Source organism: Caulobacter sp. LjRoot300, assembly GCF_964253875.1.
GTDB lineage: Bacteria > Pseudomonadota > Alphaproteobacteria > Caulobacterales > Caulobacteraceae > Caulobacter.
Window position 1 is genome coordinate 133,224 of sequence record NZ_CAXUSA020000003.1, and the last position, 14,127, is coordinate 147,350.

General features: G+C 67.5%; 9 protein-coding genes. 1 reads left to right on the forward strand and 8 read right to left on the reverse strand.

Going from position 1 to position 14,127, the window contains the following annotated elements; translation table 11 throughout:
• Nucleotides 1-131 precede the first annotated feature (131 nt).
• Nucleotides 132-1,646 carry a tryptophan halogenase family protein gene (locus ACSQ2G_RS10970; RefSeq protein ID WP_436030772.1) on the forward strand — a complete coding sequence of 505 codons (1,515 nt, stop codon included), beginning with the start codon at nucleotides 132-134 and terminating at the stop codon, nucleotides 1,644-1,646.
• Here the strand turns inward: ACSQ2G_RS10970 and ACSQ2G_RS10975 are convergent.
• The 8 genes from ACSQ2G_RS10975 to ACSQ2G_RS11010 all read right to left on the reverse strand — a co-directional run bounded on the left by ACSQ2G_RS10975 (nucleotide 1,600) and on the right by ACSQ2G_RS11010 (nucleotide 13,909).
• Complete coding sequence (locus ACSQ2G_RS10975; RefSeq protein ID WP_436030774.1) at nucleotides 1,600-1,899, reverse strand: hypothetical protein; 300 nt, start codon at nucleotides 1,897-1,899, stop codon at nucleotides 1,600-1,602. The two genes, ACSQ2G_RS10970 and ACSQ2G_RS10975, sit on opposite strands and share 47 nt — an antisense overlap.
• A complete protein-coding gene (locus tag ACSQ2G_RS10980; protein WP_436030776.1) occupies nucleotides 1,886-3,061 on the reverse strand; it encodes an efflux RND transporter periplasmic adaptor subunit in 1,176 nt (391 codons plus the stop codon). The genes ACSQ2G_RS10975 and ACSQ2G_RS10980 overlap by 14 nt, the downstream gene beginning before the upstream one ends.
• The gene (locus ACSQ2G_RS10985; protein ID WP_436030778.1) at nucleotides 3,054-6,290 is read right to left on the reverse strand and encodes an efflux RND transporter permease subunit; all 3,237 of its coding nucleotides are present in this window, start codon (nucleotides 6,288-6,290) and stop codon (nucleotides 3,054-3,056) included. Before ACSQ2G_RS10985 ends, ACSQ2G_RS10980 begins: the two co-directional genes overlap by 8 nt.
• Before the next feature lie 129 nt (nucleotides 6,291-6,419).
• Nucleotides 6,420-7,088, reverse strand: coding sequence for a response regulator transcription factor (locus ACSQ2G_RS10990; protein ID WP_436030780.1), 669 nt, complete (start codon nucleotides 7,086-7,088; stop codon nucleotides 6,420-6,422).
• 2 nt (nucleotides 7,089-7,090) lie between these two features.
• On the reverse strand, nucleotides 7,091-8,455 hold the full coding sequence (locus ACSQ2G_RS10995) for a sensor histidine kinase (RefSeq protein WP_436030782.1): 1,365 nt from the start codon (nucleotides 8,453-8,455) through the stop codon (nucleotides 7,091-7,093).
• On the reverse strand, nucleotides 8,452-9,132 hold the full coding sequence (locus ACSQ2G_RS11000; protein ID WP_436030784.1) for a response regulator transcription factor: 681 nt from the start codon (nucleotides 9,130-9,132) through the stop codon (nucleotides 8,452-8,454). Before ACSQ2G_RS11000 ends, ACSQ2G_RS10995 begins: the two co-directional genes overlap by 4 nt.
• Before the next feature lie 174 nt (nucleotides 9,133-9,306).
• Nucleotides 9,307-11,082, reverse strand: coding sequence for a phosphocholine-specific phospholipase C (locus ACSQ2G_RS11005; protein WP_436030786.1), 1,776 nt, complete (start codon nucleotides 11,080-11,082; stop codon nucleotides 9,307-9,309).
• Between the two features lie 61 nt (nucleotides 11,083-11,143).
• The gene (locus ACSQ2G_RS11010) at nucleotides 11,144-13,909 is read right to left on the reverse strand and encodes a TonB-dependent receptor (protein ID WP_436030788.1); all 2,766 of its coding nucleotides are present in this window, start codon (nucleotides 13,907-13,909) and stop codon (nucleotides 11,144-11,146) included.
• Nucleotides 13,910-14,127: the final 218 nt, after the last annotated feature.

A 14,127-nucleotide genomic window follows, 5' to 3' on the forward strand; every position in this document is an offset into this window, starting at 1 on the left:
ATCGCGGCCGGTTCATGCCGGGTCGCAGGTCACGGGCGCGGCCGGTTGGCGCGCCTTGACCGACCTCCCACCCCCGCATAGGCCTGAAACCCATCCGGCGGGCACCGCGCCGGGTACGTTCGTGGCGAGGCATGTTTATGAACAGCGGCCCTCAACAGGATATCGTCATTCTGGGTGGCGGCGCGGCGGGGTGGATCGCGGCCGCGCTGCTGGCCAAGAAGACGGATCGCCAGCAAACGCGCATCACTCTGGTCGAATCCGAGGAGATCGGCATCATCGGCGTCGGCGAGGCGACGGTCCCGGTGCTGGCGCAATGCAACGCCATGCTCGGCATTGATGAATTCGACTTTATTCGCCGCACCCAGGGCACGTTCAAGCTGGGTATTGAATTCTGCGACTGGGGCGTTGCCGGAAACCGGCATTTCCATGCGTTCAGCGACTATGGTCACCAGGTTGAAGGGGTGGCGACCCACCATTATTGGCTGAGGTTGCGGCAATCAGGCGACGACCATCCGATCGATGACTATTCGTTCGCCTACGCCGTTGCGAAGAACAACAATTTCGCCCCGACCGATCCGCAGAATCCGCGCTACCACCACGCCTATCATTTCGATGCGGCGCTGTACGCCCGCTATCTGCGGGACGTGGCGACCGAGCTGGGCGTGCGGCGTATCGAAGGCAAGATGACGCACGTCGATCTGGACGGCGAGACCGGCAATATCGCCGCCATCCATCTTGCCAATGGCGCTACGGTCGCCGGCGACCTGTTCCTGGATTGCACCGGATTCGCCTCAGAATTGATCGGAAAGGCGCTGGGCACGCCGTTCGTCGACTGGTCGCGTTGGCTGCTTTGCGACAGGGCCATGGCGGCGCCCTCGAAACGCCCCGACGCGCCCACGCCGTTTACGCGGTCCACCGCGCACGCCGGGGGCTGGCGCTGGACCATTCCGCTGCAACACCGCAGCGGCAATGGCATGGTCTATAGTTCGGAGTTCTGGAGCGACGACCAGGCGCACGAGGCCTTGCTGGGCAATCTCGACGGCGAACCGCTGGCCGAGCCACGGCTGTTCCGCTTTACTTCCGGCCATCGCAAGCAGTTCTGGAACCGCAATTGCGTGGGGATCGGTTTCGCCTCCAGCTTTCTTGAACCCCTGGAATCGACCGGATTGCAGTTGATCGTCATGGGGGTCTTGAAGTTGCTTCGATACTTCCCCGACCGGACCATCGACCCCGTTCTGCGCGACGAATACAACCGCCTCTCCACCCGCGAGATCGAGCGTATCCGCGACTTCATCATCGCGCACTACTACCTCTCGCGCCGTCCCGAACCCTTGTGGGCGGCGTGCCGCGACATAGAGATACCCGACAGCCTTCGGCACAAGCTCGATGTCTGGAACGCCAGCGGACAAATCGCGCTGGGCGATTCCGAGTCCTATGTGGAGCCGAGTTGGCTCGCCATCCTGCTCGGCAACGGCGTCGTTCCAGCGCGCTACAACATATCGGCTGATCTCTATCCCCTGGAGCAGATCCGCACGGGCATGGACTTGCGCCGCGAAGAGATCATGCGTTCGGCGCAGGCGGTCAGTTCGCATCAGGATTTCATCGATCGTCACTGCAAGGCCCCCCAGGCCGCGCCGGCCGACTAAGGAGCGCGGCCAGGCTGGGGTTGGCCCTGGCGGCGCGGGCCTCGAGGTCGTTCAGCGTCGGATCGCCATAGACCGCCCACCAAGCGCCGCGAGTTTGGGCCTCGGCCTCTGGCGTGGCGGGGGGGGGGCAGGGACCGGTGTCCTTGAAGGCGGGCGCGACGGCGATGGTCGGCGGCGCATAGGCCGGCGCCGTCGGGCAGGCCCCCAGCCCCGCCGCCGCGCCGACCGCGGCGAACAGCCTAACGCTGCGCATGGGCGGCTTCGCTGGGCAGGGCGGCGATCTTGACCATGTCGCCGTCGACCAGGGCTTCGGGCGGATTGTCGATCACCCTGTCGCCCGGATTGACGCCGGCCCCGACTTCGATCTGAGTTCCCAGGTCGCGAGCGATCTTGATCGGCCGGAGTCTCACGCGGCTATCTGGGCCGACGACGGCCAGGGTCGGTCCGTCGTGGCGAAACAGCAGGGCCGTGGCCGGCACCTGCGTGGTGGTCGCAGCCGAGGCCAGGCCAAAGGTCACCTGGGCGTAGGAGCCCGGCTTCAACTTGCCCTCGGGGTTGTCCAGTTGCAGCTCGACCAACAGGGCGCCGTTCGCGCCCACCGACTGGGCGTCGTTGACTACCGAGGCGGCGAAGGTCTGGCCGGGATATTCCGGCACGTTCAGCTTGGCGGCCTGGCCGTGCTTGATCAGGGCCGAATAGCTCTGCGGCACGTTGACGTAGATGCGCAGCCGGTGCTGGTCGGCGACCGTGAACAGGGCCGTATCGGCCGCGCCGCCCACCGAGATCAAGGCGCCGATATCGGTGTTGCGCGAGGTCACCACCCCGTCGAACGGCGCGACGATGCGCTTGAACGACTCCAGGGCCAGCAGGCGGTTGAGGTCGGCGGCGGCGGCGTTGACCGCCGAGGTGCGGGCGGCCAGGTCGCCGGCTTTCTCGTCGGCCTCCTGGCGGGAGACGGCGTCCTGGGCGACCAGCCCTTCCCAGCGCTTGGCCGTGGTGGCCGACAGGCGCTGGTTAGCCTGGGCGGTGGCCAGGTTGGCGCGGGCTTGCAGCACCTGCTGGTCCAGGTCCGGCGTGTCGATCTCGGCCAGCAGCTGACCGGCCTTCACGGGCGAGCCGATGTCGACGTACCAGCGCTTCAGATAGCCGCTCGTGCGGGCGTGGATCGGCGCGTTGTAGAAGGCCTGAACATCGCCGGGCAGAACCAGCTCGCGCTCGCCGGCGCCCGAGACCTTGGCCAAGGCGACGGTCGGCACGGCCTGTTCATGGGTCCAGGTCTTCAGCGCCTGGTCGGCCTGGACACGGGCGACGAGGCCGACCACGACCACCAGGGCGGCCACGCCGACGGCGGCGACGCCGGCCAGCTTCAGGTGGCGGGGCGGGGTGTGGCGCACAGCGTCGATGGGCTCAGGCATGGGACTCTCCGGTGAGCGGGCCGCCTCTGGACGTCGGCGCGGGGGCGGCGGGTTCGGCCACGCGATGGCCGTGCACGAGGCGGAAGACGACGGGGACGAACATCAGGGTGGCCAGCGTGGCGAAGATCAGGCCGCCGATGACCGCGCGGCCCAGCGGAGCGTTCTGCTCGCCGCCCTCGCCAAGGCCCAGGGCCATGGGGCCCATGCCGATGATCATCGCCAGGGCGGTCATCAGCACCGGGCGGAAGCGGGTGAAGCCGGCTTCGACGGCCGCTTGCAAGGCGTCGCCGGTGGCGTCGAGCCGTTCGCGGGCGAAGCTGACCACCAGGATCGAGTTCGCGGTGGCCACGCCCATGCACATGATCGCGCCGGTCAGGGCGGGCACCGACAGGGTGGTGCCGGTGGCGAACAACATCCAGACGATGCCGGCCAGGGCGGCGGGCAGGGCGGTGATGATCACGAACGGATCCAGCCAAGACTGGAAGTTCACGACGATCAGCAGGTAGATCAGCACGATCGCCGCGATCAGGCCAAAGCCCAGGCCGGAGAACGCGGTGTTCATCGTCACCATCTGGCCGCGCAGGGTCACGGTCGTGCCCTTGGGGCGATCCTTGGCGACGTCCCGGAGCACCTTGTTGATGTCGGCGGTCACCGCGCCGAGGTCGCGGCCTTGCGGGCTGGCGTAGATGTCGAGCACCGGCTGGATGTCGTAGTGGCTGACCACGGCGGGGGCGCTGCCGCGGCTGATCGTGCTCAGGCCGCCCAGGATCTGCGAGCCCTTGCCCCCGGCCGGGCCGGTGATCGGCAGGCCCTCCAGGCCCGACATCGAGCCGACCCGATATTCCGGAACCTGAGCGACGATCGGATAGGAGACGCCGTTCTTGGGGTTCAGCCAGAAGGTCGGGGCGACCTGCGAGCTGCCGGCCAGCGAGGTGACCATGCTGTTGGTGACGTCACGTTCGGTCAGACCCAGCTGGGCGATGCGCGAACGGTCGACATCGACCCGCAGTTGCGGCGCGCCGGCCGGCTGTTGCAGGCGCAGGTCGGCGACGCCCCGGACGCCTTTCAGGCGGGTCATGATCTGGGCGGCGTAGACCCGGTTGGCCGCGGCGTTGGGACCGGCGATCTGCAGGTCGATCGGGGCGGGGGCTCCGAAGTTGAGGATCTGGCTGATGATGTCGGCGGGCAGGAACGAGAAGGCCGCCCCCGGGAACTGCCGAGGCAGCACCTCGCGCAAGGTCTTCACATAGGCGGCCGTCGGATGATGCTCGGGCTTGAGGCTGATGAAGATGTCGCCGTCCTGCGGACCGATCACGCCCGAGTTGCTGTAGACCATGTTGATCGAGCTGTTGGGGATGCCGATGTTGTCGACCACCGACACGAGCTCGTCGGGCGGGATGTTCTGGCGGATGGTGCGTTCGACCTGGCCGAACAGCAGCGAGGCGTCCTCCAGTCGCGTGCCGACCGGCGCGCGGACGTGCAGGGTGATCTGTCCGGAGTCCACCGACGGGAAGAAGTTGCTGCCCAGGAACGGCGCAAGGCCGAACGACGCCAGCACGACCACCATGAAGCCGATGATGAACACCCGGGTGTTGCCGAGGGCCATCACCAGCAGGTTGCGATAGCCCTCACGCAGCTTGCCGAATTGGGTCTCGAAGCCGCGTTGGAAGCGGACCAGCGGATTGCGCGAGGGGGCGCCCTGTCGGCCATGCTCGGCCTCGTGCTCGTAGTCCAGCCGCTCGGCCGCGTGGGGCTTGAGCAGGTACATGGCCAGGGTCGGGACCAGCGTCCGCGACAGGATGAACGAGGCGATCATCGCGAAGACCACGGCCTCGGCCATCGGCACGAACAGGAAGCCGGCCACGCCCTTGAGCATGAACATCGGCACGAAGACGATGCAGATGCAGAGCAGGGACACGAAGGCCGGCGTCACGATCTGCTGGGCGCCGTCGAGGATCGCCTCGTGCACGCCCTTACCGTGTTCCAGGTGCCAGTTGATGTTCTCGATGGTCACCGTGGCGTCGTCGACCAGGATGCCGACGGCCAGCGACAGGCCGCCCAGGGTCATGATGTTCAGCGTCTGATGCAGGGCCGACAGGGCGGCGATGGCCGACAACACGGCCAGCGGGATCGAGATCGCGATGATCACCGTCGAGCGCCAGCTGCCCAGGAACAGCAGGATCATCACGCTGGTCAGGGCCGCGGCGACCACGCCTTCCTTGATGACGCCGTTGATGGCGCCCTTCACGAACACCGACTGGTCGTTCAGCGGGGTGATCTTGAAGTCGTCGGGCAGGGTTTCCTGCAGGCCCGGCAGGCGGTCCTTGACGCCCTGAACGATGGCCAGGGTCGAGGCCGAACCGTTCTTGAGGATTGTCGACAGCACCGCGCGCGAGCCGTCCACATGCACGACGTTGGTCTGGGGCGAGGAGCCGTCGCGGACCTGACCGACGTCGTGAATGTAGATCGTCGCGCCGTCGACCGTCTTGATCGGTAGGTTATTCAGTTCCTCGATCGTTTCGACGGCGTCGTTGAGGCGGACGTTGTATTGGAACGTGCCGATCTTGACCGTGCCGGCCGGCAGGATCTGGTTTTGGGCGGCGATGGCGTTGGAGACGTCTTGGGCCGACAGGTTCTTGGACTGTAGGGCGGCGGGATCGAGATCGATCTGGATCTGGCGAACCTTGCCGCCGTAGGGATAGGGAATGGCCGCGCCGGGCACGCTGATCAGGCCCGGGCGGATGATGGTCTGACTAAGGTCGAACAGCTTTTGTTCCGACTGCGACTTGGCCGACTGCGCCAACTGCAGGATCGGCACGGTGGCGGCGCTGTAGTTGATGATCAGCGGCGGAGTCGTGCCGGCCGGCATCTGGCGCACCGCCGTCTGCGAGATCGAGGTGACCTGGGCGGTGGCCGTGCGAATGTCGACGCCGGGCTGGAAATAGATCTTTACCACCCCGATGCCGGGCAGGGACTGGCTCTCGATGTGGTCGATGTCGTTGACCGTGGTGCTCAGCACCCGCTCGTAAGGCGTGACGATCCGCCCGGACATTTCGGACGGCGACAGGCCGGTATAGTTCCAGGCCACGCCGATCACCGGCACGCGGATTTCGGGGAAGATGTCGGTCGGCGTGCCCAGCGCGGCCAGGACGCCGAAGATGACGATCAACAGCGCCATCACGATGAAGGTGTAGGGGCGCGATAAGGCGATACGGACGAGCGCGTTCAACCGGCCTGCTCCAGACTCTGCAGGTGAAAGTCCCGCGCGTTTCCGGGGGGAGGAACGACGCGCGGGACCGGCGCAAGTACAAGAGCTGCGCAGGTCGCCTGATGCGCCCCGCCGCTTAACAGCGCCGTGTCAGTCGGATGAAAATCCTGTCATGTTGGAGTCGAGCCGGTAGCCGTGCCCGCGCAGGGTGATCAGGAACGGCTGGCCGAAGGTCTCGACCAGTCTCGCGCGCAATCGGGCGACCGTTGTTCGCACCAGTTCGGGCTTGGGATCACCCGTGTCGCCCCAGACCTGTTCCAGGATCCGCGCGGGGCTGACCACTTCTCCGGCGTGGCGGGCCATGTAGTCGAGCAGGCGAAATTCGCGGCTCGGCAGCGTCAGGTCGCGATCGGCGAAACGAGCCATGCGCGTCGCCGGATCCAGGGTGAAGGGAACGTCGGCCGAGGCGCCGGGGGCGAGACGCACCAGGGCCGCCAGGCGCGCCTCCAGTTCCATGAAGTGCACCGGACGGACGAAGCATGCGTCGGCGCCAGCCCATAGGGCGCGGGTGCGCGCCGCGGGTTCGGCCTGGTCGGCGATCAGCACCAGCGCGCCTCCGTCCGCCGCCCGCGCCAGGCCCGCGACGGGAACCTCCGCCAACGCGGCGACCTCGATGAGCAGCCCGTCATAGGCGCCCGCCGGCGCGATCAGCAGCGCTTCGCCAATGTCAGCCGCCGTCTCGACCACGTGGCCGGCCTCGGCCAGGGCCTGGACCAGGTAGGTCTCGCTGGTCCGCCGGGCGACATGCAGCAGGCGCATCCTCAGGCCCCGAGGCCGCGCGGCCAGCAGTCCAGGGTCACCCGAAGGCCCGGCTTGGCGTCAGCCAGCGACAGGTCGAAATGGTGCAGACGAGCGATGGCGGTGACGATGCTCAGCCCCAGACCCGACCCCGGCTCGGTGCGGCTCCGCCGCGAGCGATAGAAGCGCCTGAGCACCGCGTCGCGTTCATCCTCCGCCACGCCAGGCCCGTTGTCCGCCACCTCGATACGCGGCCCCTTCTCGCATACCAGGAGCCGCACGCTCACGCGGCCACCCTTCGGGGTGAATTTCAGGGCGTTGTCGACCAAGTTGCTGACGGCTTCGAACAGCAAGGCCGGATCGGCGGACACGGACGGTGCTCCGGGGGTGAACTCGCAGTCCAGGGCGATCTGGTTGTCCTCGGCCAGGGGATCGTGCAGCTCGACCACGTGCTCCAGCACGCTTTGCAAATGAACCGGCTCGAAGCAGGCCTGGCGATCACGGCGCTCGATCTCGCCGATGCGCAGCAGGGCGCGGAACCGGACCAGCAGGGCGTCGGTCTCGTCCAGCGCCTGGTCCACCATCCGGCGATCACAGCCTTCCAGGCGGGTCTCCTGACTGACCCGGTAGAGCAGGGCGCGCAAACGGTTGAGCGGCGTGCGAAGATCGTGGGCGACGTTGTCGCCGACGCTCTTGACCTCCCAGAGCAGGCGCTCGGTCTCGTCGATCATCGCATTGGCCAGGCCCGCCAGCATGTCGATCTCGTCGCGGCGCGGCGAGACCGGCAGGCGTACGCCGAGCTCGCCCTTCAGGGCCGCCCGACTGGCGGCGCGCAAGCGATCGATGCGACGCAGCGGCGCCAGGCTCAGCAGGGCAGCGGCCGTCAGGCCCAGCAGCAGGATCGCCGCGCCGCTGACCGCCAGGGCGTTGACGATGATCTCGCGCAGCCCGCTCAACACCTTGGCGTCGTGGGCGACCAACAGCACCTGGCCCGACGGCAGGCGCTCGATCAAGGCCCGAGCTCCCGGCTGGAAGCCCGCTTCCTGCAGGTCGTGCGGAGCGGCGTCAATGACCGGCCTGGGCGGCAGGTGGCGGACATTGCCGGCGATCGACGCCCCGTCGGCCGAAAACAGGCCATAGAACGACACCGCCCGGCTATCGGCCGCGACCAGGGCGTCGACGCGTTGCGGCAGGTCGCGCGGATCGCCGCTGGTCAGGACCCGGGCCTCGGCGACGACGATGGCGTCCAACTGGCGCGACATATACCCGGCGGTGCGCCAGTAGATCATGCCCAGCAACGCCACGACGGCCACGGCGAACACCGCGCCGTTCAGCAGGGTCAGCCGAAAGGGCGTCGTGCGCCAGAGCTCTCCGACGCGTCGCTTCATCGCGGCGCCTGGATCGCGTAGCCGGAGCCGCGAATGGTGTGCAGCAGCGGCGGCAGGTCGGGTTTGTCTATCTTGCGGCGCAGCCGGCCCAGGTGCACGTCGATCAGGTTTGTGCCCGGATCGAAATGATAGCCCCAGATGGCTTCGAAGATCATGGTCCGGGTCAGCACCTGCCCGGCGTTGCGGACCATGAACTCCAGCAGCTTGTATTCCGTGGGCATCAGCCGGATCTCGACCCCGCCTCGCCGGACGGCGCGGGTCATCAGGTCGATCTCCAGGTCGGCGACGCTCAGCGCCGTCTGGCGGGGCATGACGGTTCGCCGGCGCAGCAGCACTTCCAGGCGGGCGGCCAGCTCCTCGGAGACGAAGGGCTTGGTCATGTAGTCGTCGCCGCCGGCCCGCAGGCCTCGAACCCGTTCATCGACGTCGCTGAGCGCGCTGACCATTAGCACCGGGACCTCGATCCCGGCCTTGCGCAGCACCGTGACAAGGGCCAGCCCATCCAGACGCGGCAACATGCGGTCCAAGGTGATGGCGTCGAAATCGCCGCTGACCGCACGCACTAGGCCGTCGCGTCCGTCGGCGACCCACTCGACCTCGAAGCCATGCTGCTCCAGTTCGGTGACGATCTCCCGCGCCGTCGTGGGATCATCTTCGATCGTCAGGATTTTCGGCATCGGGATCCTGGGCCGAGCGCCCGACAAATCCGGCCACTGGCCAAACACATCGACCCTCGGCAGGCTTGAGGTCAACGGCAGGATAGCCGGTCGGCTTCAGTCCGATCAAGTGACCGTACAGGCAGTGTCAGGCGTCGGCGCTGGCCCCAACTGGCCATGCCGCGGGTTCGACCTTCAGGACCGATGCGACGTGGGATCGCCGTGGAGCCTCCGGTAGAAGCCGCCCGGACCGTGGACGGCGAAGCCCTGGGCCTTGTCCGAACTGGCGAGCGGCCAGACGCCCGACAACGTCTTGCCAGCTTCGACGGTGTAGTAGCGCGGACCGGAGGCGTCGCCGTCGCGATAGACCGTGAACACCGCGCCGGCCCGGCCGCGATTGAGAAAGCGCAGGGTCAGCTTGTCGTCGCCCCAATCTTCCCGCACCTCCAGGTCGTAGGGCAGGGCGCGCGCGGGGCGGACACCGGGTTCCTGACGCGGCATCGTCGGCGGCTGGGCGTAGCCGGGCTTGGGCAAGCGGCAGGACGCGTCGCTGCGCGTCCTGTAATCGCTGGTGTCGGGCAACCGCCGCAACCAGCTCGTGTCGCGCCGCTGCGCCTCGGAGATGTCGAAGTCGAAGGCCGAGGTCAGATCGCCGCACACCGCGCGCCGCCATGGCCCGATATTGGGTTCCGCCACGCCGAACCGTCGCTCCAGGAAGCGCAGCACCGAGGTGTGGTCGAAGACCTGGGAATTGACCCAGCCGCCCCGCGTCCAGGGCGAGACGATCAGCATCGGCACCCGGAAGCCCAGGCCGACCGGTTCGCCGTGGTAGTCTTCGCCGCGCAGATCGACCGTGCTGGCTCCGAGGTCCGGCCGGATCGCCGGGATCGGCGGCGGCACGTGGTCGAAGAAGCCGTCGTTCTCGTCATAGTTCAGGATAAAGACAGTTTTCTTCCAGACCTCCGGATGGGCGCCTAGGACCGCGACCAGCCGGGCGGTCAGGGTCTCGCCATAGGCCGGCGGCGCGTCGGGGTGCTCGCACAGCTTGAACGGCGCGACGATCCACGAGACGGCGGGCAGGGCGTCGGCGGCGACGTCGGCGGCGAAGGCGTCGACAAGGTGCTGGCCCGTCGTTTCGGGCACGTTCTCCTTGGTCGAGCCCGCCACCCAGGCCCGGGCGCGCCTGTAGGCCACGGAGCCGCGGTCGAGGTTGCGGTACATCGGGAAGTAGGCCAGCGGGTTGTCGCTGTAGTTGTCGTACTCCTGGTAGACCTTCCAGCTGATCCCGGCCGCCTCCAGGCGCGCGGCGTAGGGCGTCCAGCCATAGCCGGCGAAGGCCGGGTCGTCCTTGGCCATGTCGGCGCAGCCGTTGTCGTCCGAGCCGTCGTTGGTGACGGCCGAGACCGTGACCTGGCCGACGCTGAGGCCGTTGGTCCCCGAGAACAGGAACAGGCGGTTGGGGCCGGTCGGCCCGTGCACCGAGGCGTGATAGGCGTCGCAGATCGTGAAGGCGTCGGCCAAGGCGTAGTAGTAGGGGATGTCCTCGCGGGTGAGGTGGCCCATGCTCATCGGGCCCTTTTCGGGCATCCAGACGTCGTGGTTCTTCCAGCGGTCGTGGCTGCCCTTCCAGCTGTGGTCGAGGCCCGACAGGCATTGGGCGGCGGTGACGCCGGTGTTCAGTCGGAATGGCATGACCGTCTCGCCGCCGTCCTTGTCCAGCTGCTTTTGCATCCACACCGGATCGCCGTTCGGCTTGAGCACGGGGTGCGGGTCGTCGAAGCCGCGCACGCCGCGCAGGGTTCCGAAATAGTGGTCGAACGAGCGGTTCTCCTGCATCAGGATGACCACGTGCTCGACGTCGCGGATCGAACCCCGCCCGGGCGAGGTCGCCCGGGCGGGGCCGCCGGCCACCGCCGCGCCCAGGGCCACACCCGAAGCGGTCTTCATGAAACGGCGTCGGGTGAAGGGCATGGAACGCTCCGGTTGGGCCGCTTCGCTAGGGGGAGCACGAAGCGGCCGGGCGAGGGAAGGATCAGAAGCTATAGGCCGCTGATATGAAGGCGTTACGACCCGACGAAACCAGTTGCGGGATTGTCCCGCTGTCGCGGCCGACCGTCCGGTAGTAGCCGTAGTCGTTGAGCAGGTTCGAGGCCGACAGGGTCAGTTTCAGTCCGCTCTGGAACTGGTAGGCGACGCTGGCGTCCAGGGTGCGGGTGGAGCGTTGCCACTCGTTGAGGTCCGCCCCGCCGTAGTCGCCGAACCGGTAGCTGACCAGGGTCGGCCCGCCGTAGCGATAGGATAGGGTCGCGGTCACCCCGTCGCGGTCATAGAACAGCGAAGCGTTGTAGAGCAGGTCGGGCGAGCCCTGCATTCGCATGCCGCTGTCGGTGTCCGGATCCTTCAGGTCGACCTTCGAGCGCTGCAGGGTCAGGTTGCCGCTGACGCCCAGGCCGGCGAGCTGGCCCGGCAGTTCGGCGAACTGGCGCCGGCCGGACATCTCCAGGCCATAGACCCGCGCCGCGCCGCCGTTTTCGGGGCGGCTGATCGAGGAAATACCCGTCAGGGCCACGGTCTGGGCGCGGTAGGTGTTGCCGCGATCATAGAGGTAGTCGGACATGTCCTTGAGGAACAGGCCGACCATGAACTGGGTCCCCTCCGGCGCGGCGTGCTCGTAGGAGACGTCGTAATTGGTGGCCGAGATCGCCTTCAGGTTCGGGTTGCCCTCGGTGATGTCGATCGAACCGTCGGGATTGAGCGTGGTGCGCCGGCCGCCGGCCAGCTGGAAGAAGGCCGGCCGCACATAGCTGCGCCAGATCGAGGCCCGCACCACCGTGTCGGCGTCGGGACGGTAGTTGGCGTGCACGCTGGGCAGCACGAAGTCGTACTTCGTCTGGTTGGCGGCGAAGGCGGAGGCGCCGGCGCTGTCGTCCGGATTGGTGACCTGGTTCCAGAACGTGTCATGGATATCGGTGTGCTCGTAGCGCAGGCCGGGCTGCACCTCGACGACGCCGAGCTTGAGATTGGCCAGCACGTAGACGGACGAGACCTTTTCCGTGCCCGACAGGGTGTTCTTGTTGAAGTCGTCAGCCGACAGGGTCCGGGCCTTGGACAGCCCGGCCATCAGGTCGGTCAGGGCCGCGCCGTCGCCGATCGGCAGGGCGTACGGGTAAACGCCCTTGATGGTCTGCCCCAAGGTCCTGTCGATCAAGGGACTGTCGGCCAGGGGCGAACCCGCCGGATAGGGGTTCAGGCCGCTGTAGTCTCGCGAGGTGGTCTCGCGGGCGCTCTCGACGTATTTCGCGCCGAACGCCACGTCGCGCAGCACTTCGCGGTTGAAGTCGTAGTGGAAGTCGACCTTGCCGCCGGTCTTGCGCTGCTCGCTGTGGGAACTGGTGAACTCGCCGCTGTCCTGGCCGACCAGGAACAGGCGGCTGTCGTTCAGGCGCGCCAGCTGGGCGGGCGTCAGCTGCGGTATGGGGTAGCGGTCGCGATAGGTCACCGTGAACGGGCCGTTGAGGTCGTGGTCGGCGTCGGTCTGGTAGGTGATCTCGGCGTGATCGGGGGCCGAGTTCTCACCCCAGCTGTAGAAGGCGTTGTAGTCCACGGTCAGCCGGCCGAACTTCGACTGGCCGCCCAGCTGGAACGAGTCCAGCTCCGAGACCTCGGGCGAGGTCTCGAACCAGTAGTGGTACTCGCCGTCGTCCTCGGCGTTCTGGTACAGGCCGTCGGGTCGCACGACCCCGGCCGAATAGCCGTCGGCCTGGATGCTCTTCTGATAGACCTCCTGGTCGATGTTCGAGCGAGCGAAGCTGCCGCGGGCGTAGAGCGTGGTCCGCTCGCCTTCCCAGTCCAGCGAGCCGATCGCCCCGTAGCGCTTCTGCTGGCCGCGCGTGAACTGGGCGTTGAGGCTGGTCAGCAGCAGGTTGTCGCTCTTGTCCATGCCGACCGGGTTGCCGCCCTGCTCGCCGTCGGAGATGGCGTGCTCCCATTGGCCGGCCTGGTAGTCCTGCATGGTCGAGGCGAAGTTGCGCTGGCCGTAATAGGCGGTGGCGTAGATGCCGAACCGGCTGTCGGCGCCGAACCGGCGGGCCAGTTCCGCCTGGGCCAGGCCCGAGCCGCCCTTGAGGCCGTAGCGCAGCGGCAACTGCGCCAGACCGGCCTGGACGTAGATCCGCGTCATCGGCTCCTTGAAGTCCAGCCCGGTGGGCGTGCGGAAGTCGATCGTGCCGCCGATGGCGTCGCCGTCCATGTCGGCGGTCGAGGTCTTGGACACCACGATCCGGTCAAGGCCGACCGGCGGCAGCAGGCTCAGTTCGATCTGGCGGCTGTAGGGCATGCCCTGGGCGGCGTTGACGCCGTTGAGCAGGTTGACGTTGTAGGCGCCGTTCAGGCCGCGCAGGCTGACGAAGGAGCCTTCGCCGCGGCCCGCGGCATCGACGCCGTGGTGGTTGCCCTGCGAGGGCGAGCCCATGTTGTCGGTGGGGGAGACCGAGACGCCGGGCAGGCGCGCCAGGGCGTCGACCACGTTCTGGTCGGGATTGCGCTGGATCTGGTCGGCCGAAAGCACATTGGTCGCGCCGATCGCCTGAACCTGCTGGTCGGCGCTGGCGTTGCGCTTGCCGTTGACGACCACCGCCGAGACGTCGCCGCCGCCGTCCAGATCCGCCGCGTGAGCGACGGGCGAGAGAATCGCCAGCAGCAGGGCTCCGACGGCGCTTCCGGCCAACCACAGGCCACGGCGACGCGCCAGATGATCGCCCCCTCGGTCGTCGAAGCCGTTGATGATCGATCGGGTCATGGTGTCACCAGGTCAGGCGCGGCCCCCCAGCGGGTCCGTTTGTCGGCGCATTCCTTTAGGAGGTGGACGCGTCAGTTCTGCGACATTATTGACTGAAAAATGCGAGAGTCGCTAAATATCCACATTATAGCCCCGGAGCGTGTGGGTTTCCGTGTGTTTTAACGTTGGCCTTGACGCGGTGCTCACAGGTCGGTCATTTCTTAGTCAGTTTTAGGGGG

Excerpts from the sequence above, each read along its gene's own strand:
- ACSQ2G_RS11010 (WP_436030788.1), bottom strand. The coding sequence starts at position 13,909 with ATGACCCGATCGATCATCAACGGCTTCGACGACCGAGGGGGCGATCAT.
- ACSQ2G_RS11005 (WP_436030786.1), bottom strand. The coding sequence starts at position 11,082 with ATGCCCTTCACCCGACGCCGTTTCATGAAGACCGCTTCGGGTGTGGCC.
- ACSQ2G_RS10975 (WP_436030774.1), bottom strand. The coding sequence starts at position 1,899 with ATGCGCAGCGTTAGGCTGTTCGCCGCGGTCGGCGCGGCGGCGGGGCTG.
- ACSQ2G_RS10980 (WP_436030776.1), bottom strand. The coding sequence starts at position 3,061 with ATGCCTGAGCCCATCGACGCTGTGCGCCACACCCCGCCCCGCCACCTG.
- ACSQ2G_RS10990 (WP_436030780.1), bottom strand. The coding sequence starts at position 7,088 with ATGCGCCTGCTGCATGTCGCCCGGCGGACCAGCGAGACCTACCTGGTC.
- ACSQ2G_RS10970 (WP_436030772.1), top strand. The coding sequence starts at position 132 with ATGTTTATGAACAGCGGCCCTCAACAGGATATCGTCATTCTGGGTGGC.
- ACSQ2G_RS11000 (WP_436030784.1), bottom strand. The coding sequence starts at position 9,132 with ATGCCGAAAATCCTGACGATCGAAGATGATCCCACGACGGCGCGGGAG.
- ACSQ2G_RS10995 (WP_436030782.1), bottom strand. The coding sequence starts at position 8,455 with ATGAAGCGACGCGTCGGAGAGCTCTGGCGCACGACGCCCTTTCGGCTG.